Here is a 21,573-nt window from a genome sequence, read left to right on the forward strand (position 1 = left end):
GCGTGTTGTTTAGCGGGCCAGAAAACCGAACAGGTATCTGAACCACCACATGGGTTTCCAGAGCGTGTTTTTCTTACGCGCAGGCGGCGTACGGTGGACGTTTTTTACGATTTTCCAGCTGAAGTTTAGAAACATTCTGCTGTGGCCGAACTCATCGCCGTAGGTTTCTATCTCATGTTTCTTTTTATCATCGACGGGCGTATTGGCGGAGAGATCGCGGTCCAGCGTGTGATACGACTTATTGCGGTTCACATTCCTTTCTGAACAAAGGTATTTCTTCGATAAATAACGCTGAATGGATCCGTGATACTTCTGGTATTTCACGAAGCGATAATCTTCCGCTCCGTAGTTGCCCGCAAACTCCTCATCGTAGCCGAAGAAGCGCATGAATCGGGCGCGCGACATAAAGAACAGGTTGGAGTGGCCTTTGTAGATTTTCTGCGGGTTTTCCGGCGAGTTGCGATAGAGCTTGAAGAAGGTGCGTCCCGGATTACGCCTTTCCGTCATGTAGCGCAGCGTATTCTCATGGATGATGTGGTCGAGATCGGTCATGACGATTTTGTCGGACTTGGCATACAGCACGCCGAGGTTCCGTGCGCCGGCCTGGTTCCACGGAATGTTCTCGTTAATCTTGAGCCAGACAAGGTTCAGGTTGAATTCTGGAATCTCATAGCTGACCGGGGAGCCGTCGTCGACGATGACGAACTGGATGACGTCCAGCAGATCGGGGGAGTACTGCTCGTACTCGCGCAACAGCGAGATAACGGACTCGATATCGCTTTGGTTGCAATAAAAGTGGGTGACGTAGCTTAGTTTGATATGTGACTTATCAACCCTGTTAATTTCTAGAATGTTTTCCATGACGGCCTATAAGTAAATAATAATTAAACTAAAGTTATTATATGGTTGAATACACTGTATGCAATAAAAAACGGAATACCATCATGACGTTGATGATATTCCGTGTAACTTCAACCGTTCGCGATTTTCGTGGACGGCACCGGTTTATAGGCAAGAATCCCCAAGAGTAGCCCGCTCAGGAACATATATTCTTCCATATAATGATCTAATAATATTCTGTCTACCATTGACCGGAAGAAAAAACCACTCGAAAGGAGTAATAGCACTACGCCAACGGTTTTGTTTTCTTTAAAGAATGCCCGAATGGATATTTTAAATATCATAAGGTTGTAAATGATCCACAGTAGCATTCCTAGAACGCCGTATTGCAAACCATATTCCAGAAGACCGCTATGACTATGGCTGATATCGATCAGCGGATTGCGATATTTCTCATGCAATCGTTGTAGAAAAGCGGNTTTGCTGGTGCCAATTCCCAACGGATGTTCCACGATAAATTTCGTTGCCTGGTGGACATAGGCGATACGACAGGCGTTAGAATGGCTGACCGGCGTGCCATCTGCGTGCAGCGGAATTACGCGTTCCGGGCTATTGAAAATAAAACAAAAGCTGTTGCTGGGGGCATTCCAACCAATTTCTACATCTTCTACGATGCTTTTCCAGCGAGGATCTTTTTCATAGGAAAACAGGCCGACGCTCATTACCGTACAAACTATAAGCAGCGAGTATAGGCTTAATTTCCCCAAATTAATGGCGTTGATTTTTCTAATAATAAAAATCAGGCTGATGGAAGATATTCCGAAGATCATGCCGACCGTGCCCCACCGGGTATTTGCAAGACCGGTAGCGATGACGTTGAAAATAACTAGCGTGACGACAATCCAGGTATTCAACGTCAGCAGTCGGCGGTTTTCCAATAGGCGCAACAGCAAATCAGAGAAGATGATGATGCTTATCAGGTTGATTTGAAAGCTGAGTTCCAGACGCGATGGGAAGATATAGGTTTCTCCCCACATGATAGCGCCGGACTTAAAGTAAATATAAGCAATCGTCAGAATATGGAGGAAGATCGGCGCCCAAAAGCTCAGAATGATGGCGGTAATCAGTTTTTTATAGCTCAAGTTTGGAAAATTAAACGCAATTATCGAATAAAAGACCAGGCCATAAACAAATAACATCAGCGGCCTCATCCATTGACTGTGCCAGGCCCTTAACGTCTCGTGCAAGTGGTGTGAAAATAAGAGTGAACATGACAACGTTACGACGGTCATTATGCCTAATATCATCAGCACATTTTTTAACTTTGCTGCGTTGAGATTTTGCAAAAAGCGTCGGTCTTTGAAAAAAAGTAACAAGGAAAAGACGAAGGCGCTATAAATAAGTAAATTCCGATGGAAGGGCAAAAGTTTGCTGGGAATAGCCCAAAAAGAGCACAGCAATAACGTTATTACCAGTAAAAATAGCGCAATGGGTTTATGGATCGATATCGACATATTTACCTTCTGGGAAGAATCTCCAGCTCCCTATTCTGTATTTTGTATGCTTCATATCATCAAGGTTAAACATGACATCAAAGTATCCCATTGATGAGATGGAATATTCTTATTTGTCTTTTTGTCGTTAGAATCATGTTTTTTGATCAAGCGGCAAGCGGGAAAAAATATCAGCGCTGGTGATTGAACACATCGTTTTATCTGGGGATACGACGGCGGTCTGATTTTTCCCGTATCCACCGATGAGTCCCGGATCCGTCGGGCCATAGAGCGTAATATTCGGCCGATCGAGCGCCGCCGTCAGGTGACTCAGCCCGGTATCCACCGATACGACGGCCTTTGCGCCGGCCAATACCCTGGACACCTGTTCCAGATTCAGCCGCGGCAGAACGTCCACGTGGGGGAAACCTTTCGCGAGCCGTAGCGCGCGCTGGTGCTCATGATCCGCTCCCCACGGCAGTTTGATGCGTAGGCCGCTCGGTTGCGTCAGCGCGATCAGTTCGCGCCAGTGATCTTCCGGCCAGTGCTTCTCGTCGCGGGTGGTGGCGTGCAGGAAGACCAGATAACGCCCGGCGTCTTCCGGGGGGGAGGTCAGGAATTTGGCTGCAATTGAAAAATCCCCGGCTTCCGTAGGTCGGCGATAGTTCAGGCTGATTGAGAACAGTTCACGAATGCGCTCGACGGCATGCTGCTCGCGCGCCACTCGGTGACGGTATTGATAAAACCAGCTGGCCAGCGGTTCGCGGGCGCTCTTCCAGTCCAGCCCGTGTTTATTACCACGCGCCAGGCGCGTGACCAACAGCGCGCTTTTGATCAGTCCCTGCGCGTCGATGATCGCATCGTAACGTCGGGAACGCAGCATTTGTTTAAACGTAGAACGCTCCTGGCGAACGGCGGGGCTGAACCAGCTTTTGCGCCAGCGGCGAATTGCAACTGGGATGACCCGGTCAACGGCCGGATGCCAGCCAGGGATTTGGGAAAATCCCTCTTCCACCACCCAGTCGAATTGGATGCCGGGCACGGCATGCATCGCGTCGGTTAATGCGGGTAGGGTGTGCAGGACATCTCCCATCGAGGAGGTTTTCACAATCAGCACTCTCATGCCTGTGCTCCTCGCACATTCACATGTTTTTCCAACGCGTTCAGCACCTGTTCCGGATGAATGTCGATCAGGCTCTGATGATACCCCTGTTCCGCATCGCCTTTGCGTACACGATGGTAGCCGCTGATCAAGCGGATCACTTCCGCGTCGTTGGAAAGCGGCGGAGTGAAGTCGGGACTGCTGGGACCGTAGAGGGCGACGAGCGGCCGATTCAGCGCGGCGGCGACGTGCATGAGACCGGAGTCGTTGCTGACCACGGCGCGGCAGGCGGCGAGCAGCACGACCGCCTGATCCAGCGTGGTATTGCCTGCCAGATTGAAGCAATCGGCCTGAGCCTGTGTTGTCAGGGCGTTGCGAATGTCTTCGCCTGCCTGACGGTCGTTGGCTGAACCGAACAGCGCGACCTGATAGCCGCGTTCGATCAGCGCTTGAGCCAGTGCGCCGTAGTGGTAATGCGGCCAGCGTTTGGCCGGACCGAATTCCGCGCCGGGACAGAACCCGATCAGCGGCCGGTCGCCCGGCAGGCTGAACTCGGCGAGTGCCGCTGAGATTTCGGTCTCGGAGACCTGTAACTGCGGCCACGGCAGTGAGGCGGGCAGATCGTCCGCGCTGTTCATCGCCTTCGCGTCATAGCCGAGCGCAACGTATCGTTGCACCATCAGCGGAAAGGCCGCCTTGTCCAGCACGCGAACGTCATTCAGCAATCCATAGCGCATTTCGCCGCGCCAGCCGGTGCGCTGGGGTATCTGCGCGAAAAACGGCACCAACGCGGATTTGAATGAGTTAGGCAGGACGTATGCACGATCGTAGCGCTGAGGCCGAAGTGCGATGCCCAGACGGCGACGCTCAGCCAGCTGGAGCGCGCCGTGGCCCAGCGGCATAGCCAGCGCTTGATTCACTTCCGGCATGCGAGCCAGCAGCGGACGACACCAGGCCGGCGCCATCACGTCGATGACAGCATCCGGGAGTTCGGTCCTAAGCGTGCGATAAAGACTGTGCGACATCATCATGTCGCCAACCCAGGATGGACCGATTACCAGAATTTTCATACCGTTCGATATCCCCTACGGTAACGCAGGATTACGCGTCGCGGTTAAGCCAGGCCATGTAGTCGGCTACGCCTTCAGCGACGGTGTGGAACGGCTTGTCATAACCGGCCGCGCGCAGTTTGGTCAGATCCGCCTGAGTGTAGGACTGATAGCGGCCCTGCAGTTTTTCCGGGAAGGGAATGTACTCAACGCTGCCGGTCTTGTGATACTCGAGCACGGCGTCGGCGACGGCCTGGAACGACTCAGCCCGGCCAGTCCCGCAGTTGAAAATACCGGAGACGCCCTGTTTCCAGAACCACAGGTTCACGGCGGCGACGTCGGCGACATAGACGAAGTCGCGCTTGAAGCTTTCGCTGCCGGAAAACAGCTTCGGATTTTCGCCCTGATGGATTTGCTGATTCAGGTGGAATGCCACGCTGGCCATGCTGCCTTTGTGGCCTTCACGCGGCCCGTAGACGTTGAAATAGCGGAAGCCGCAGACCTGCGAGCCTGCATGCGGCAGGATTTCACGCACGTACTGATCGAACAGGAATTTGGAGTAACCGTAGACATTTAGCGGCTGTTCGAACTGACGCTCTTCCACGAAATCCTTGCTACGTCCGCCATAGGTGGCGGCGGAAGAGGCATACAGGAAGGGGATGCTGCGTTCCAGGCAGTAATGCAGCACCTCTTTGGAGTACTGATAGTTGTTATCCATCATGTACTTGCCGTCCCACTCGGTGGTGGAAGAGCAGGCGCCCTCGTGGAAAATCGCTTCGATGTCACCTAAATCGTCGCCGGCGACGATATTGGCGATGAAATCTTCTTTGTCGATGTAGTCGGCGATATCCAGATCCGCCAGGTTGACGAATTTGGTGCCGTCTTTCAGGTTATCAACTACCAGAATGTCCCGGTAACCCTGGTCATTCAAGGCTTTCACGATATTGCTGCCGATAAAGCCGGCGCCGCCAGTCACGATAATCATGGGAGTTACCCTTGCTAAGCTGTTAGGTGAGGCACCGCGCCTCACGCTATCTATTGGGCGCTATCATAGCATTTCATTTTCCAGCGGACAGCTTGGCATTAGTTTTCGACAGGCGATGTCCCGGTGAAGGGGGCGCCCATCCAGGNTTGCCAACGTTGCTTGAGATAGACGACGGGAACGCTGTTGCCCATGTTCTCGCTAAGCTGGCTAAGCACCTGTGGTTGAGGCATCGGCGGCAGCTGATGTTTAGCGCGGCACTGCTGCGGCGCGCGGAACGCGTTTTTCGATGCGGTGTAAACCGGCACCGTCCGGTAATGCTGCGGTTCCTGAGGCTCGTTCAATAACTGGCTAGGCCGCNCCAGCACGATATCGGGCGGCAGCGTGGGCAGCATCTGTTGAAGTACGCGAAGGGTGTTCGGATGCGGATGCCCGATGGCGATGGCGGAACCGTTGCGGCGGGCCAGCTCGACGGCCCGGTTGAATTGTTTGCGAATGTCGTTTTCGTTCTGACTATCGTCCAGAAAAACCCTGCGCTTGACGACTTTGACGCCGGTGCCTTCCGCTGCGCGGCTGGCCTGACTGCTGCCGATTGTCATGCTGTCCAGAAAGNAGAGCGGGTATGCGGTCATGGCCTGCATGACCTTCTGCATTCCCGGCAGACTGGCGGTCATGGCGCTGCCCATGTGATTATTCAGCCCGACGGCATAGGGGACTTTGCTGACTGCCTCGCGCAGAATGCGCTGAATCTCTTCGCTGCTCATGTCCGGACGCAAAGTATCNCGCTCCAGCGGCTGCTTACTCATCGGGGCCATGGGCAGATGGATCAGGACTTCGTGGCCCTGCTGGTGGGCCTCCGTCGCCATTTCTCGCGCGTTAGGCGCGTTCGGCAGCACCGCGACGGAAATTGCCGTCGGCATAGCCAGCACCTGTCGTTCATCGTGGAGGCGGTAGCCGAAGTCGTCGATAACGATGGACAGTTTGCCGGCCCAGGCTGGAACAACCAGGCCACACAGGGCGATAGCCGAGATAACGCGAGAAATGAATGGACGCAAAACTACCTTCCTAACCAGGGGAGTGGGTTAACGGCCTGACCTTGACGTCGAATTTCAAAATACAGCGCCGGTTGGCTTTGTCCGCCGCTGGTGCCGACGAGCGCGATAGGTTGTCCTGCCTTGACCTTGTCGCCGACGGATACCAGTGCGCTCTGGTTATATCCATACAGGCTCATGTCGCCTTTACCGTGCTCAACCACGACCATTAGACCGTAGCCTTGCAGCCAGTCGGCCATCAGCACGCTGCCGTCGGCGATAGCCTTGACCTCGGTGCCTTCCGGTGCGCCGATCACGAGTCCTTTCCAGCGAAGTTCGCCCTGCAATGGCTCGCCGTAACGGTGCAGGGTTTGGCCGCGAATCGGCCAGAAGGCCTGTCCATCCGGTCTTCCCAGTCCGCCGGTGCGCGCCATCAAAGAACGTTCGCTGTCGGTGGGGGTATAGCGGGTGCCGCTGCGTTTGGCCTTGTCTTCTTTCTCTCTGACGCGCGCAGCCTCCCGGGCTTCTCGCTCGGCGCGCGCGCGCGCTTCCCGTTCTGCGCGGGCGATTTTGTCGCGCAGGCGCGCTTCGTTCTGGCGTAGTTCAGTCAGTTGCTGTTGGTCTTTTTCCAGCGTGCTTTCCAGCGTGCTCAGCGTTTTCTGGCGTTCGCCCTGGGCCTGTTCGAGAGTTTTCTGCTGCTGCTGTTGTTCGCTGAGCAAACTTTGCTGACGCGCCAGCCGGTCTCCCAGCGCCTGTTTTTGCTGTGCAAGGTCGGTGCGCGTTTGCTGCAGATGGGCGATAGATTCCTGACGGGCCTGATTTAGATAGCCGAAATACGCCAGAATACGTTCGCGACGCTGGCTTTCCTCGCCGCTCAGAATGAGTTGAATCCCGCTGTGCTGACCCTGACGGAAGGCGGCATCCAGCTGTTGTGAGAGCAGTTGCTCCTGCGCTTTCTGTCGCGACTGCAGTTTGGTGATGGAGGCGTTGAGCGCCTTGATTTCCTGCGCGAGACTCTCCAACGTGCCGCGCGTTTCCCGCAGTTGGCGGCTGGATTGTGAAATCGACTGTTCCTGCCGTTTCAACTGCTCCAGCAGCGCGCTGCGCCGCTGTTGCTGCTCTCGCACGCTCTTTTCTTTAGCCGCAATATTCTGCTGCAAAGATTTGAGCTGTTGCTGGCTGTCGTCGGCCGCGCTGCAAAACGGCAATAGCAAAGCGCCAATGCATAATGCACTGGCGCAGCGAAGTCGCCGACGTTGGCGGCCTGTTGTCCGTAACGGTACAGAAAACGCGCTTTTATTCATGATGATGGATTATTCCACGATGCACAGCCGCTGACCAGTTGTCTCACTCAGGGTTTCTATTACTAACTGTGTGCGAGAGGCGTCGGCGCAGGCTGCAATGACATCAATAATAGATAAGTAGAAGGCTCTCCGCATAAAATGATCGTTCGCGGCGCTTTATGGCGGGTTTTTATGTAGCTACGCGCAGATTCGCTCGGCGATATTGGCTTTCAGGCTGTATTTGCCCTATCGCGCAGGTATACTCAAACACCTCAATATTGATTGCTTAACTGATTCCGGAGTCGTTACACCTCATGCAAGACATTATGCAAGAGATTATGCCATTCGTTAGCAGACACCCGATCCTCAGCCTGGCCTGGGTTGTGTTGCTTGTTATGGTCATTGTGCTTACGTTTAAAAGTAAGTTTTCGAAGGTGAAGGAGGTTGCTCGTACAGAAGCAATCCGACTCATCAATAAAGAAGATGCGGTCGTTGTGGATTTGCGTACGCGCGAAGAGTATCGCCGTGGACACATCGCCAGTTCCATCAACCTGTTACCTAACGATATTAAAAACGGTAGCCTGGGCGAACTGGAAAAACACAAGGCTCAGCCTGTCATCGTGGTTTGCGCTAACGGGATGTCTTCTCGTCAGCCGGCGGAGCAGCTCTTCAATGCGGGCTTTACCCACGTCGTGATCCTGAAAGAGGGTCTTACGGGTTGGAGCGGCGAGAACCTTCCACTGGTCCGCGGCAAGTAACCCGGACGGCCGTTCGTCGCGCCTGCGGCAATGATTGACCGGGCGCGGGCCCTTAGCGATGGCGTTGACTTTCCGCAGACAGGGAAGCGCGTCAAGGAAATCTAACAAAAGGTATTTTTAACTATGTCCGAACACAACAACGTCGAAACTTCATTCCAAATCCAACGTATCTACACTAAAGATATTTCTTTCGAAGCGCCGAAGGCACCGCAGGTGTTTCAGCAGGAGTGGAGCCCAGAGGTCAAACTGGATCTGGATACGGCGTCAAGCCAGCTGGCCGATGACGTCTATGAAGTGGTACTGCGTGTCACGGTGACTGCGCTGCTGGGTGAAGAAACGGCGTTCCTGTGTGAAGTTCAGCAGGCGGGTATTTTCACCGTTTCCGGTCTTGAAGGTCCGCAGCTGGCTCATTGCCTGGGCGCTTACTGCCCGAACGTACTATTCCCGTATGCGCGCGAATGCATCACCAGCCTGGTTTCCCGCGGTACTTTCCCGCAGTTGAACCTAGCACCGGTCAACTTTGATGCTCTGTTCATGAACTACCTGGAACAGCAAGCTTCCGAAGAAGGCGCCGCCGCGCCGCAGCTGGATGCCTGATGAACATGCCTGATGCTTCCATGACCGTTATCGGCGCCGGCTCCTACGGCACCGCACTGGCGATCACACTGGCGCGCAACGGCCATGACGTGGTGCTCTGGGGTCATGATCCTGTCCACGTGCAGGCGTTGCAGGATGCCCGGTGCAACCAAGCGTTTCTGCCGGATGTGCCTTTTCCGGATACGTTGCTGCTGGAGAGCGATCTGACGCGTGCCGTGGCCGCCAGCCGAAATATTCTGGNGGTGGTGCCGAGCCATGTCTTTGGCGACGTCTTGCGCCAGATCAAGCCGCATCTGCGCGCGGATGCGCGCATCGTTTGGGCGACCAAGGGGCTGGAAGCTGAAACGGGGCGTCTCTTACAGGACGTGGCGCGAGAAGCGTTGGGCGACGCAATACCTTTGGCGGTGCTGTCGGGGCCGACATTCGCCAAAGAGCTGGCTGCCGGCCTGCCTACCGCTATCGCGCTGGCGTCGACGGACAGCCAGTTTGCCGATGACCTGCAGGAACTGCTGCACTGCGGCAAGAGCTTCCGGGTTTATCGAAATCCGGATTTTATCGGCGTGCAGCTGGGCGGTGCGGTTAAAAACGTTATCGCCATTGGCGCGGGCATGTCTGATGGGATGGGCTTCGGCGCGAATGCCCGTACGGCATTGATTACCCGCGGCCTGACGGAAATGACTCGCCTTGGCGTTGCGCTGGGGGCGGACCCTTCGACGTTTATGGGGATGGCCGGATTGGGCGATTTGGTTCTGACCTGTACCGACGATCAGTCGCGTAACCGACGTTTTGGCATGATGCTGGGGCAGGGGATGAGCGTCGATGCGGCCCGTGACCAGATTGGTCAGGTCGTGGAAGGTTACCGTAACACAAAAGAAGTCATGGCCCTTTCCAAGCGTCTTAACGTCGAGATGCCGATTACCGAACAGTTGTGGCAGGTGNTTTACTGCGGCAAAGATGCACGAGAAGCCGCGCTGAGCCTGCTGGGCCGGTCGCGTAAGGACGAGAGCGCCAGCTAATCCCTTTTCAAGGATAACGGGTATTCGCCGACTGATGGCGCCTATCGCGTTTTGTCCTGCAGAGAGAAGACATGACTTTAGTACGCGATGGACTTCGGAGGACGGTTGCAATGTCTAATGATGAATTAGAGCTGGTCTGGAAAAACATCAAAGATGAGGCGCGAAGTCTGGCCGAGGGCGAACCCATGCTGGCCAGCTTTTTTCATGCGACGTTACTGAAACATGAGAATCTGAGCAGCGCGATGAGCTACATGCTGGCCAACAAGCTGGCCAGCTCCACCATGCCCGCCATTGCCATTCGTGAAGTGCTGGAAGAGGCCTACGGGGCCGATCCTCAGATGATTGTCTCCGCCGCGCGCGATATTCAAGCCGTCTGCCTGCGCGATCCCGCGGTGGATAAGTATTCTACGCCTTTACTCTACCTGAAAGGGTTTCACGCGTTNCAAGCCTATCGCATCGGTCATTGGCTCTGGTTACAGGATCGCCGGGCGCTGGCGGCCTACTTTCAAAATCAGATTTCAGTGTCCTTTGGGGTGGATATCCATCCTGCGGCGAGCATCGGCTGCGGCATCATGCTGGACCATGCGACGGGGATCGTCATCGGCGAGACCGCTATCGTGGAAAACGATGTGTCGATTCTTCAGTCGGTCACGCTGGGCGGAACCGGTAAAACGTCCGGCGATCGCCATCCCAAAATTCGTGAAGGGGTGATGATCGGCGCTGGCGCCAAAATTTTAGGAAACATTGAGGTGGGACGTGGAGCCAAAATCGGCGCCGGCTCCGTGGTGCTGCAACCGGTTCCTCCTCATACCACCGCCGCCGGTGTGCCGGCGCGTATCGTGGGTCGACCTGAAACAGATAAACCTTCCATGGATATGGATCAGTATTTCAACGGCGCTCGCGGTTTTGAATACGGAGACGGCATTTGAGCGCCGTCGATCTTGATGCTCTCAAGCGCTCTGGAATGAGGCCGCACTCTCGGGCGAAACGCTTTGCGTCGCCTGTCCTCGTGGTGTGATCTTCCTGAAGAGCAACGCGATTTTTTTGCCTGAGACCACACATGTTATTTCTATCTTTCCCCATCGCCGCACCCTCTGAAAAGACACCGCCTTGACAGCGGCTGTGCGGATTTTATGAGTAATTGAGAACTGGATATGTTGTTGAAATTAGCTGTACCTTCTCGGTGTTTACCCCTTTTGACCGTACTCTCGGCCCCGGTGATGGCTGAAGATATGGCTTCCAAAAACGCTTCCATAAATGCGGAAGAGCAGGAAACGACGGCGTCGGAGGCGGGGTTTTGGCAACGGGCCAAAACCAATCTGTCCACGACCTGGAGCGCGCCGCAGTCTTACGATCTCTACGTACCGACAATCACCTGGCATAACCGCTGGACCTACGACAAGGAAAAGACCGATCGCTACAATGAGCGTCCATGGGGCGCGGGCTTCGGCGTGACGCGGTTTGATCAGGACGGCGACTGGCATGGCCTGTATCTGATGGCGTTCAAGGACTCATTTAACAAGTGGGAGCCGATTGGAGGCTACGGCTATGAAAAACGCTGGCAGCCGACGGTCAATGGCGATTTCCATCTGGGGCTGGGCTTCACGGCGGGCGTAACCATGCGGGATAACTGGAACTACATCCCGATTCCGGTGCTCCTGCCGCTGGCCTCGATCAACTATCAGCGTTTGTCTTTCCAGGCAACCTACATTCCTGGAACATACAACAACGGCAACGTCTTCTTCGCCTGGCTGCGCTGGCAATTCTAAGTTGTTAACGTGAAATGCGGCTGACAATCGCGCTTTATTTGTTCGGTTGTCAACCGCATTGGTGAAAAATCCCGCGTAGAACTCATTTACAATAGTGGTTCCTGTTGAGCGCTATTTGAGTGAGTCACCCCGTGCTATTACTGATCGTTACGACTATCCTATGGGCCTTTTCCTTCAGCCTGATTGGCGAATACCTGGCGGGTCACGTCGACAGCTGGTTCTCGGTGCTGGTGCGCGTCGGGCTAGCCGCCCTCATCTTTCTGCCTTTCCTGCGCTGGCGGGGCTATGCGCCGCGGGCGCTGCTGCTTTATCTGCTGGTGGGCGCCTGTCAACTGGGCATCATGTACCTGTTCGCTTTCCAGGCCTATCTCTATCTCACCGTGCCGGAGTTCCTGCTGTTTACCGTCATGACGCCGCTATATGTGACGTTGATTTACGATCTGCTAAAACGGGAACCCTTGCGTTGGGGCTACGCGCTCAGTGCGCTGCTGGCCGTGGCGGGCGCGGCGGTGATTCGTTACGACGGCATCAGCGGACAGTTCTGGTGGGGCTTGTTGTTGGTGCAGGCGGCCAATATCTTCTTTGCCATCGGACAGGTTGGCTACAAGCGGCTGATGGAGGTCTACCCCATGCCGCAGCACAGCGCATTCTCCTGGTTTTATCTGGGGGCGCTGGGCGTTTCGGTGGCGGCCTGGCTGCTGTTCGGCGACGCGCATAAGTTGCCGNCCACTTCTGTGCAGTGGGGCGTACTGGTATGGCTGGGAATTGGGGCGTCCGGCATCGGTTATTTCATGTGGAACTATGGCGCGACGCAGGTGGATGCCGGAACGTTGGGAATTATGAACAACTTTCACGTTCCGGCAGGCCTGTTGGTCAATTTCGCGATTTGGCAGGAACGACCGCATTGGCCGAGCTTTATCGTCGGCTCGGCCGTTATTCTATCGTCGTTGTGGGTACATCAGCGCTGGGTTGCGAAGCGTCCCGCACGAACGGCAGATGCGAACAGGCGTGCTGACGCGCCGAACGAATAAAAGCGTCAATCACCGGCTGACGCTGCTCGCCATCGCGCACTGCGGCGTACAGCCGGCTCCACAATCCTTTCCCCAGCGTTTTAGTGACGACCAGTCCCTGACGTTCGAAACTCTCCACCACCCAGTGCGGCAGCGCGGCGATCCCCATGTGGGCCGCCNCCATTTGGATCAGCAGCAGCGTATTGTCCACGCTCTTCAGCGCCGGGCTGACGCCCGCTGGTTGCAGGAAGTGGCGCCAGATATCCAGGCGCTGGCGCTGCACGGGGTAAATCATCAGCGTTTCCTCACTGAGATCTTCCGGGTCGATCTGTTCTTTGGCCGCCAGCGGATGGTCGGGGGACAGCACCAGTCGGACTTCGAAGTCGAACATCGGCGAGTAGTGCAGACCGCTACGCGGCAAAATATCTGAAGTCATCACCAAATCCAGCGTTCCTTGCTGCAAAGCCGGCTGCGGGTCGAACGTGACGCCGGACTTGAAGTCCATGGCGACCTGCGGCCAGCTCTGATGAAAATTTTCCAGCGCTGGCGTCAGCCACTGAATGCAGCTGTGGCATTCAATGGCCAGACGCAGCGTGGCCTGGTGAGGTTCGTGGCAGGCCTGCAGCGCCNGTTGGATCTGCGGCAGCACCNGCTCCGCCAACTGCAGCAAAATATCTCCTTGTGGAGTGAATCGTAGCGGTTGGCTCTTACGGACGAATAGCCGGAATCCCAAACGTTGCTCCAGATCGCTAAATTGATGCGATAGCGCGGATTGCGTTTGATGGAGCTGTGCGGCGGCGGCGGCTAACGATCCTGTATTGCGCAGCGCCAGCAGCGTCCGTAAGTGTTTTAGTTCGATCATGAGAGTCCTTCACAGTGACAATGAATAAATTGCGCTTGTGCTTACTACACTACCTGCGGATTATGGATGTGTAAACATCTGGACGGCTAAATGGGAATTCAAGCATGGCAATTGTAAATCATACTCTCGGTTTTCCTCGCGTCGGCTTACGTCGTGAGTTGAAAAAAGCGCAGGAAAGCTATTGGGCAGGAAACACCACCCAGGAAGAACTGCTGGCTGTCGGTCGCGATCTGCGCGCTCGTCACTGGCAGCAACAAAAGGATGCTGGCGTGGACCTGCTGCCGGTGGGCGATTTTGCCTGGTACGATCATGTATTAACCNCCAGCCTGCTGCTCGGCAATGTGCCGGCGCGTCACCAGAATGCGGATGGCTCCGTCGATCTGGATACGCTGTTCCGCATCGGTCGTGGCCGTGCGCCCACCGGCGAACCGGCTGCCGCAGCGGAAATGACCAAGTGGTTTAATACCAACTACCACTACATGGTGCCTGAATTTACCCAGGGTCAGCGTTTCAAACTCACCTGGACGCAGTTGCTGGACGAAGTCGATGAAGCGTTGGCGCTGGGTCATAAAGTCAAGCCCGTCCTATTGGGACCGGTCTCCTATCTGTGGCTGGGTAAAGNGAAAGGCGCGGCGTTCGATCGCCTGTCGCTGCTGAACGATATCCTGCCGGTGTACAAACAGGTTCTCGGTGAACTGGCGAAACGCGGTATCGAATGGGTGCAGATCGACGAGCCGGCGCTGGTGCTGGAACTTGAAGACAAATGGCTGACGGCGTTCAAACCGGCGTACGACGCACTGCAAGGGCAGGTGAAACTGCTGCTGACCACCTATTTCGATAGNATCGGCCAGAATCTGAATACCATCAAAGGGCTGCCGGTTCAGGGGCTGCACGTTGACCTGGTGCACGGCAAAGACGACGCCGCGACGCTGAACGCACAGCTACCGGCGGATTGGGTACTGTCTCTCGGCGTCATCAACGGTCGTAACGTCTGGCGTGCAGATCTCAGCACCTGGTATGAACGCCTCCAGCCGCTGGTCGGGAAACGTACGCTGTGGATCGGTAGCTCCTGTTCTCTTCTGCATAGTCCTATCGACCTGAGCGTAGAAACGCGTCTCGATGATGAAGTGAAAAGCTGGTTCGCGTTCGCGCTGCAAAAATGTAGTGAGCTGTCACTGCTGACCACCGCGCTGAACAGCGGCGACGGTAAACCGCTGGAAGTCTACAGCGCGCCGATCCGCGCTCGTCGCACCTCCACCCGCGTACATAATGCGGCGGTGGAAAAACGTCTGGCCGCCATTGTGGCGAAAGACAGCCAGCGCCAGCATCCTTATCCGCAGCGTGCGGAAGCCCAACGCGCTCGCTTCCAACTGCCGTCATGGCCGACGACGACCATCGGTTCATTCCCGCAAACCACCGAAATCCGCAGTTTGCGTCTGGACTTCAAACAGGGGCGTCTGGATGGACAGCACTATCGGACGGGGATTGCCGAACATATCAAACAGGCGATCACCGAGCAAGAGCGTCTGGATCTGGATGTGCTGGTGCATGGCGAAGCCGAGCGTAACGACATGGTCGAGTATTTCGGCGAACATTTGGACGGTTTCGTCTTCACGCAGAACGGCTGGGTTCAGAGCTACGGCTCCCGCTGCGNGAAACCGCCCGTGATCATCGGCGACATCAGCCGTCCGGAACCGATTACCGTCGAGTGGGCGAAGTACGCGCAGTCGTTAACCAGCAAGCCGGTGAAAGGCATGCTGACTGGTCCGGTGACCATCCTGTGCTGGTCATTCCCGCGTGAAGACGTCAGCCGTGAAACCATCGCCAAGCAGATTGCGCTGGCGTTGCGCGACGAAGTGGAAGATTTGGAGAAAGCCGGCATTGGTATCATCCAAATCGACGAACCGGCGCTGCGTGAAGGTCTTCCGCTGCATCGCTCCGACTGGAAAGCCTATCTGGAATGGGCGGTGGAAGCATTCCGTCTGAATGCCGCGATTGCTCAGGACGACACGCAGATCCACACCCACATGTGTTACTGCGAGTTCAACGACATCATGGATTCCATCGCCGCGCTGGATGCTGATGTCATTACCATCGAAACCTCGCGTTCCGACATGGAGCTTCTGGAGTCGTTCGAAGAGTTCGAATATCCGAACGAAATCGGTCCCGGCGTCTACGACATCCACTCGCCGAACGTCCCGAGCGTGGAATGGATTGAAGCGCTGCTGCGCAAGGCGGCGGAATACGTCCCTGCCGATCGTCTGTGGGTGAACCCGGACTGCGGTCTGAAAACTCGCGGTTGGCCGGAGACGCGTCAATCACTGGCCAACATGGTGCAGGCGGCCAAACGTCTGCGAGAAACGCAGGCCTGATCGCTGACGAGAGAGCCGTCCCGTCAGTGTCCCGGCGCTTCGCCGGGACGTATCAGTCCGCAGGCATGAGCCACCCGCAGGCTCATTGATGTCTCAACGGGGGAACGAGAGTTTCCCTGTTTTTTATTGCGCGTTCTCCCGGTTTTTTCACTCGCTTTTACTCTTTTATCGTCTGAGGCGGCAGTGTCGCGACAGCCGGTCAATAGGCGTGTTTCAGCCTCCGCTGCCGAAGACGGCGACGGGGCGTTTGAATCGCTATGGGACGATGTCTTTGCGGAGAGTCTCTTCATATCGCTGCGATAAAGGCGTTCTTTGCTGCCTGAAAGTGCCGACGGTCAGCTGAGGCGTTGCAGATAGGGGGGGAGCGTGGGTTCCGGGAGTACGGACAGGACTTTTAGCTTTTTCAGCGTTCGATTCTGAGCATTCGCCAGGTGCTCATCCAGGGTCTGTGCTGCGAGGTCCCAGTCCCCTTCAAGCAGTTGTTCGTAGATCACCTGATGCTCGTTTACCATAGCTTCATCAACGGGCAGCGAGAGCGTTTCATGGAAGATGCGCGCGATAGTCAAGGTAGAGTGACTTTGCCGAAGAATATCAACCAACGTGCGGTTGCCCGCAAACTCCAGGCTGAGCAGATGAAGATCGTCTTCTACCTGCTCGAGTTCGGCTCCCGTGCTGACTTTACTGGTTCGAATACGCTCGATATGCGTCAGACTGGCATCGATATGTCTCTGAGGGATAAGGGGGCCTGCCCGACGCAGAGCGGCGGGTTCAAGACTGGCTCGTACTTCATAGTGCTCGCGGATTTCACGGGCGGTCAGCGGTCCGGCCAGCCATTGAGAGTAAGGCTCTTTCTCTACCAGACCGCGATCGCGCAGTCGCATCAGACTTTCGCGGATGACATTGCGGCTAACGTGGTAAAACTCGGCCGCATTGGCCTCGTTGAGCTGGTAATGACCGAAGACCATACAGGTAGACAGCGCTTCATGCAGGTCGCTGAGCACTTTCTCACCGGTGCTGCGCGTGTCCACCAGCTCTTGCTGCTGATCAAACCCCAGCATGGTGCGGTTGAGCGGCATACGCACAGGTTCGATTTCCTGAGCCTCCGCCGCGACGATGAAACCACGGCCTTCGAAGCGGCGAATCAACCCTTCTTCATGCAAAAGCCCAAGAGCCCGCCGGACGGGAACGCGACTGGTACCGAACAATTCGGCAAGCGGTCCTTCCAGCATGACCAATCCGACAGGCAACGTGTTTGCCTTGATGGCCTGCTGCAATACCTGATGGATCATTTCGTAACGTGCTGTGCCACGAATGTCCGGTTTTTTATTATCGTGTGTAGTTAACATCCTTTATGACATCGTCTCCTGCCATGCGCATGACGCCATTATCGCACACCTCTGCGGCGATGTGCGTGACTGATGGCGGTTAAAAAACAGTCTAATTGGATATTTCACGCTCGATAATGGATGTTTTAATATAAGATACGTTTATGGATAATACTCATCGAAGGCGTGATTTTTTAGGTGTATATGTCGGTGTGTTATTGTTTTTCAATATTTTACGAGATATTTATCTGATATTTTTGTTATTGGCGATAATCTTTTGTTTTTTTTGGGTCTCAATCGCCCATATTACTGGCGAATAGTGACGCGCCAATTAAATAGAAAGCTATCTATTTTAGGCGCTTTATGGCGTTTTCGACGGATCAAACGCATTTTGTGTGGAAAAACAGATGACTGAAGAGATCCTCGGTGTCCGGCGTTGGCGGGATAGGGGAAAGACCTCCTCTATCCGCTGGTCGTGCTTTGGCGAAGGATAATGACAGCCCATGAGCGTGATGACCCGGAGGTTGTGCTCGCGGTTATTGCTAAACATCGTGGGATAAAATCCCGCATTCGCCGGTGGGATCGCTTTTTTCGTCTGATTATCTGCTATTTATATTTTATGTGCTGGCTATACGCATAGAACGCGCCCTAGCCAGCGCTTTGATTATCGACGACGGTCTCTCCACAGCGGCCGGATTAGGGAGGATGTAATGTCATTACAGGAAAAACGCGTTGTTATCACCGGCGCGGCCAGCGGTATAGGGTTCGCTATCGCCGAACTTTTCTCACACTATGGCGCGCGCCTGCTATTGTCCGATCGCAATGCGGAAGGGCTGGAATGCGTCGTCGAGCGTTGTCGCCAACGCGGGGTTGAATGCTATGGCAGCGTCGTGGATGTTGGGACGCCGTCGGGAGCGCAGCAAAGCGTTGATGACTGCGTTCGGNACTACGACGGTATCGATGTACTGATTAATAATGCGGGGCTGTTGACGCAGGCGCCCTGTGAGGCGATCACGCTGGAGATGTGGGAGGAGATGATGGCGGTAGACCTGCGCAGCGTATTTCTCTCTTCCCAGCGGGCGCTGCCGTGGATGCGGCGTCAGCGTTGGGGGCGCATCATCAATATCGCCTCTCAGCTCGGTATCAAAGGCGGAGCCGAACTGTGCCATTATGTGGCGGCGAAAGCCGGCGTCATTGGATTTACTAAATCGTTGGCGCTGGAGATGGCGCCGCACAACGTGCTGGTCAATGCCATCGCTCCCGGCCCGATAACAACGCCGATGATTGACGGTATCAGCAGCGATTGGAAAAAGGCCAAAGCCGCCGAGCTGCCGTTAGGGCGGTTCGGAAACGCTTGCGAGGTAGCGCCGGCCGCGCTGCTGCTGGCTAGCGATCCCGGCGGCAACCTCTTCGTCGGTCAAACGCTGGGGCCGAATTCCGGCGACGTCATGCCGTGATCCGTCAAATGCCGACGTTGAGTTCGGGCGACGCTCCCGCTAACGGCCTCGGTTGATGATTGCGGTATCGTCGATTGTAGGCAAGGGTGCCACAATAGCGTTCTCACCGGCTCACGCGCGCTTTCACGAAAGATTTTCAGGGCTGTTTAACGGTGTGCCTATTGATGGTGACGTCGGTATGGCCCGTCTCAATTGAGTTTTAAAGGTATTATTATTGTGAAAAAAAAGCACNTCCCCGCCATTCTCCGGGGATCTTTTCTCGTTTCTCCCCGTCAGTACCTCGGCGAACAGCCAGTGATCTCTCCGCGCCCTTGCGGCGAGGGAACATCATGAGGCGGGGAAANTGGCTTTCAAAACGCGAAAGCGGCATGGGTCGCTTTCAGACTACCTTGATCATGAAAAGCGGTGGTCAATGATGAAGAGCAGCGGTGTGACCTTACGAGTACTGGGAACCTCAGTGACGCTGCTGGAGCTGTTGCGAAAGCAGGCCGAGCAGGATTTAGGCATGTGTATCGACTATCAGGTATGCAGCGTTAAAGAAGCGCAGCGCATCGCCGTTATGCACCCCGAAAGTTACGATCTATACGACCAGTGGTTTCACAATATCGACTTTGTCTGGCCCGCACAGGCAATCCAGCCGCTTGAGATCGCCAAACTACAGTATTGGGATGAAATTAACGACCTCCCGAAGCGAGGCAGGCTGTTGCCCGGCCAAGCGCTGAGCCGCGGCAGCGAACCCTCGCATCGCCTGTATGTACAGGATAATGGCGAACTGGGCGCTCACCCTACCGATAAAATCAGTATGCTTCCGCTGACGCACAACACGGACAGCTTCGCCTATCAGGTCGAGAGGCTGCCGGCTTCACTCGTCGGTAAGGAGGAGAGCTGGGGATGGTTGGTGGATCCCGCATTCTTTGGTCAGGTCGCGTTACAGGATGAAGCCTCAATGGGCGTGTTGGACGCCGTGCTGGCGGTGCAAGCGCGTGGACGGCTCAAGTTCGGCAACGTGGGAAACCTGACGCTGGAAGAGATCGACCGGCTGGCCGACGTATTGGCTGGCCTGCGCCGGCAAGGACATTTTGCCGCGTTGGGTTCTACGCATGATGAGGCCAGCAANCTTATTGGCAATCAGCTGGTGTGCATACAGAGCCTGTGGGCGCCGACGTATTTTCGTCATCACTTCCGCCAAAAAGGGTTCAAGCTGGCGGTGCCGCGCGAGGGCTATCGCGCCTGGTACGGCGGTTTGTCGATGTCGCGCTGCGTCAGCGGGCGCGTAAAAGAGGCCGCCTATGATTATCTTAACTGGTGGCAGTCCGGCTGGCCGGGGGCGGTCATGGCGCGGCAGGGCTACTATATTTCCAATCCGCAGCGTACGCGCACCTATCTTTCTGACGCCGAATGGGATTTCTGGTACGGCGGCAAACCCGCAGCCGAAACGCTGCCGGATGCCCACGGCAATCCTCTGATTATGCCGGGCGAACTGCGCGACGGAGGCAGTTACGAGCAGCGCATGGGGCATATTGCCGTCTGGAATTCGGTGATGGATGAACACAACTATCTCGTGCGGCGTTGGCAAGACTTCGTCCATGCCTGATCGCTCATACGCGGATAAGCCCGTCTGGCGTACGCGATGTTGGCGCATGACTCCTGGCGCGCTGACGTGTCTCATGGACTGAGCGACCTCGTCGACCTTATCGCATTACAAAAAAATCTATTCATAATAGTGTGGTAGCAATAAATGATTATCCCTTTCGGGATCGATCGAATTCACTGAGTTGCCGGGTAAGCGACGCTAGGTCAAGGCGATGCCCTCTGATTCACTACATCGATGGAGAGCGATATGTCTGACGTATTTCATCTGGGATTAACCCAGGAAGATGTTCATGGTGCTGAACTGGCGATTGTGCCGGGCGATCCGGCGCGGGTAGAGAAAATCGCCCTTCTGATGGAGAAACCGGTCTTTCTGGCATCTCACCGCGAATTCACGTCCTGGCGCGCCGAGCTGGCGGGTAAGCCGGTGATCATCTGCTCGACCGGCATCGGCGGGCCTTCCNCGTCGATAGCGGTAGAAGAACTGGCGCAATTGGGCGTTCGCACGTTTCTGCGCGTCGGCACGACCGGGGCTATCCAGCCTCATATCGCCGTCGGCGATGTGCTGGTGACGACGGCGGCGGTGCGTCTCGATGGAGCCAGCCTGCATTTCGCTCCAATGGAGTTCCCCGCCGTCGCGGACTTCGCCTGTACGGCGGCGCTGGTGGAGGCCACCCGCGCCGCCGGTCATACGCTGCATGTCGGCGTCACCGCCTCTTCCGACACGTTTTATCCGGGGCAGGAGCGCTACGATACCTTCTCGCGCCGGGTGGTGCGCCGTTTCCGTGGGTCGATGGAGGAGTGGCAGAGCATGGGGGTGCTGAACTACGAAATGGAGTCCGCAACGCTGCTGACGATGTGCGCCAGCCAGGGGCTGCGCGCGGGGATGGTCGCGGGCGTTATCGTAAATCGCACTCAGCAGGAAACTCCCGACGCCGCCACGATGAAACTGGCCGAAACCGCGTCGGTGAACGTGGTGCTGGCGGCGGCGCGCATGCTGCTCTCCTGAATCCCTTCATTTACACTCATTAAAGGAA

At 55.7% G+C, this 21,573-nt stretch carries 18 protein-coding genes; 9 read left to right on the forward strand and 9 right to left on the reverse strand.

What is annotated here, in order from left to right; genetic code table 11:
- Positions 1-9 precede the first annotated feature (9 nt).
- From RZ35_RS14235 to envC, 7 genes are all read right to left on the reverse strand, one after another.
- A complete protein-coding gene (locus RZ35_RS14235) occupies positions 10-861 on the reverse strand; it encodes a glycosyltransferase family A protein (RefSeq protein WP_026743921.1) in 852 nt (283 codons plus the stop codon).
- A 110-nt stretch (positions 862-971) separates the two neighbouring features.
- The gene (locus RZ35_RS14240; protein WP_071999806.1) at positions 972-2,354 is read right to left on the reverse strand and encodes an O-antigen ligase family protein; all 1,383 of its coding nucleotides are present in this window, start codon (positions 2,352-2,354) and stop codon (positions 972-974) included.
- A gap of 133 nt (positions 2,355-2,487) precedes the next feature.
- Positions 2,488-3,456: a lipopolysaccharide heptosyltransferase RfaC gene (rfaC, locus tag RZ35_RS14245; protein ID WP_026743923.1), complete on the reverse strand. Its 969-nt coding sequence runs from the start codon at positions 3,454-3,456 to the stop codon at positions 2,488-2,490.
- Positions 3,453-4,505 (reverse strand): ADP-heptose--LPS heptosyltransferase RfaF, encoded by a 1,053-nt coding sequence (gene rfaF, locus RZ35_RS14250; RefSeq protein WP_026743924.1) that lies wholly within the window; start codon positions 4,503-4,505, stop codon positions 3,453-3,455. Before rfaF ends, rfaC begins: the two co-directional genes overlap by 4 nt.
- A gap of 31 nt (positions 4,506-4,536) precedes the next feature.
- The gene (gene rfaD, locus RZ35_RS14255; protein ID WP_026743925.1) at positions 4,537-5,469 is read right to left on the reverse strand and encodes an ADP-glyceromanno-heptose 6-epimerase; all 933 of its coding nucleotides are present in this window, start codon (positions 5,467-5,469) and stop codon (positions 4,537-4,539) included.
- Positions 5,470-5,567: 98 nt separating this feature from the next.
- Entirely contained in the window at positions 5,568-6,521 is a 954-nt protein-coding gene (locus RZ35_RS14260; protein WP_026743926.1) for a divergent polysaccharide deacetylase family protein, read from the reverse strand.
- A 2-nt stretch (positions 6,522-6,523) separates the two neighbouring features.
- Positions 6,524-7,801 (reverse strand): murein hydrolase activator EnvC, encoded by a 1,278-nt coding sequence (gene envC, locus RZ35_RS14265; protein ID WP_026743927.1) that lies wholly within the window; start codon positions 7,799-7,801, stop codon positions 6,524-6,526.
- 302 nt (positions 7,802-8,103) lie between these two features.
- Here envC and RZ35_RS14270 point away from each other — a divergent pair, with 302 nt between their 5' ends.
- The 6 genes from RZ35_RS14270 (at position 8,104) to RZ35_RS14295 (ending at position 12,951) form a co-directional block, all read left to right on the forward strand.
- Positions 8,104-8,538 (forward strand): rhodanese-like domain-containing protein, encoded by a 435-nt coding sequence (locus RZ35_RS14270; RefSeq protein ID WP_026743928.1) that lies wholly within the window; start codon positions 8,104-8,106, stop codon positions 8,536-8,538.
- 123 nt (positions 8,539-8,661) lie between these two features.
- The gene (gene secB, locus RZ35_RS14275; RefSeq protein WP_026738436.1) at positions 8,662-9,135 is read left to right on the forward strand and encodes a protein-export chaperone SecB; all 474 of its coding nucleotides are present in this window, start codon (positions 8,662-8,664) and stop codon (positions 9,133-9,135) included.
- Complete coding sequence (gene gpsA / locus RZ35_RS14280; RefSeq protein ID WP_026743929.1) at positions 9,135-10,151, forward strand: NAD(P)H-dependent glycerol-3-phosphate dehydrogenase; 1,017 nt, start codon at positions 9,135-9,137, stop codon at positions 10,149-10,151. The genes secB and gpsA overlap by 1 nt, the downstream gene beginning before the upstream one ends.
- A 110-nt stretch (positions 10,152-10,261) precedes the next feature.
- Positions 10,262-11,080 (forward strand): serine O-acetyltransferase, encoded by an 819-nt coding sequence (gene cysE / locus RZ35_RS14285; RefSeq protein ID WP_026743930.1) that lies wholly within the window; start codon positions 10,262-10,264, stop codon positions 11,078-11,080.
- A gap of 303 nt (positions 11,081-11,383) precedes the next feature.
- On the forward strand, positions 11,384-11,920 hold the full coding sequence (gene pagP / locus RZ35_RS14290) for a lipid IV(A) palmitoyltransferase PagP (RefSeq protein ID WP_235195125.1): 537 nt from the start codon (positions 11,384-11,386) through the stop codon (positions 11,918-11,920).
- Between the two features lie 131 nt (positions 11,921-12,051).
- A complete protein-coding gene (locus RZ35_RS14295; protein WP_026743932.1) occupies positions 12,052-12,951 on the forward strand; it encodes a carboxylate/amino acid/amine transporter in 900 nt (299 codons plus the stop codon).
- Here RZ35_RS14295 and metR read toward each other — a convergent pair.
- On the reverse strand, positions 12,854-13,792 hold the full coding sequence (metR, locus tag RZ35_RS14300; RefSeq protein WP_026743933.1) for an HTH-type transcriptional regulator MetR: 939 nt from the start codon (positions 13,790-13,792) through the stop codon (positions 12,854-12,856). The genes RZ35_RS14295 and metR overlap by 98 nt on opposite strands.
- Positions 13,793-13,896: 104 nt before the next feature.
- Here metR and metE point away from each other — a divergent pair, with 104 nt between their 5' ends.
- Positions 13,897-16,164 carry a 5-methyltetrahydropteroyltriglutamate--homocysteine S-methyltransferase gene (metE, locus tag RZ35_RS14305; RefSeq protein ID WP_026743934.1) on the forward strand — a complete coding sequence of 756 codons (2,268 nt, stop codon included), beginning with the start codon at positions 13,897-13,899 and terminating at the stop codon, positions 16,162-16,164.
- A gap of 335 nt (positions 16,165-16,499) precedes the next feature.
- On the opposite strand, the gene RZ35_RS14310 is transcribed toward metE, so the two are convergent.
- On the reverse strand, positions 16,500-17,510 hold the full coding sequence (locus RZ35_RS14310) for a GntR family transcriptional regulator (RefSeq protein ID WP_026743935.1): 1,011 nt from the start codon (positions 17,508-17,510) through the stop codon (positions 16,500-16,502).
- Between the two features lie 689 nt (positions 17,511-18,199).
- Here RZ35_RS14310 and RZ35_RS14315 point away from each other — a divergent pair.
- Both RZ35_RS14315 and udp read left to right on the forward strand, forming a co-directional pair.
- Positions 18,200-18,946 carry an SDR family NAD(P)-dependent oxidoreductase gene (locus RZ35_RS14315; RefSeq protein ID WP_026743936.1) on the forward strand — a complete coding sequence of 249 codons (747 nt, stop codon included), beginning with the start codon at positions 18,200-18,202 and terminating at the stop codon, positions 18,944-18,946.
- A gap of 1,840 nt (positions 18,947-20,786) precedes the next feature.
- Positions 20,787-21,545, forward strand: a complete 759-nt coding sequence (udp, locus tag RZ35_RS14325; protein WP_026743938.1) for a uridine phosphorylase — start codon at positions 20,787-20,789, stop codon at positions 21,543-21,545.
- Positions 21,546-21,573 lie beyond the last annotated feature (28 nt).

Origin of the sequence: Lonsdalea quercina subsp. quercina (assembly GCF_000688655.1) — a bacterium.
GTDB classification, from domain to species: Bacteria; Pseudomonadota; Gammaproteobacteria; order Enterobacterales; family Enterobacteriaceae; genus Lonsdalea; species Lonsdalea quercina.

Excerpts from the sequence above, each read along its gene's own strand:
- RZ35_RS14235 (WP_026743921.1), bottom strand. The coding sequence starts at position 861 with ATGGAAAACATTCTAGAAATTAACAGGGTTGATAAGTCACATATCAAA.
- rfaC (WP_026743923.1), bottom strand. The coding sequence starts at position 3,456 with ATGAGAGTGCTGATTGTGAAAACCTCCTCGATGGGAGATGTCCTGCAC.
- rfaF (WP_026743924.1), bottom strand. The coding sequence starts at position 4,505 with ATGAAAATTCTGGTAATCGGTCCATCCTGGGTTGGCGACATGATGATG.
- rfaD (WP_026743925.1), bottom strand. The coding sequence starts at position 5,469 with ATGATTATCGTGACTGGCGGCGCCGGCTTTATCGGCAGCAATATCGTG.
- envC (WP_026743927.1), bottom strand. The coding sequence starts at position 7,801 with ATGAATAAAAGCGCGTTTTCTGTACCGTTACGGACAACAGGCCGCCAA.
- secB (WP_026738436.1), top strand. The coding sequence starts at position 8,662 with ATGTCCGAACACAACAACGTCGAAACTTCATTCCAAATCCAACGTATC.
- pagP (WP_235195125.1), top strand. The coding sequence starts at position 11,384 with ATGGCTTCCAAAAACGCTTCCATAAATGCGGAAGAGCAGGAAACGACG.
- RZ35_RS14310 (WP_026743935.1), bottom strand. The coding sequence starts at position 17,510 with ATGTTAACTACACACGATAATAAAAAACCGGACATTCGTGGCACAGCA.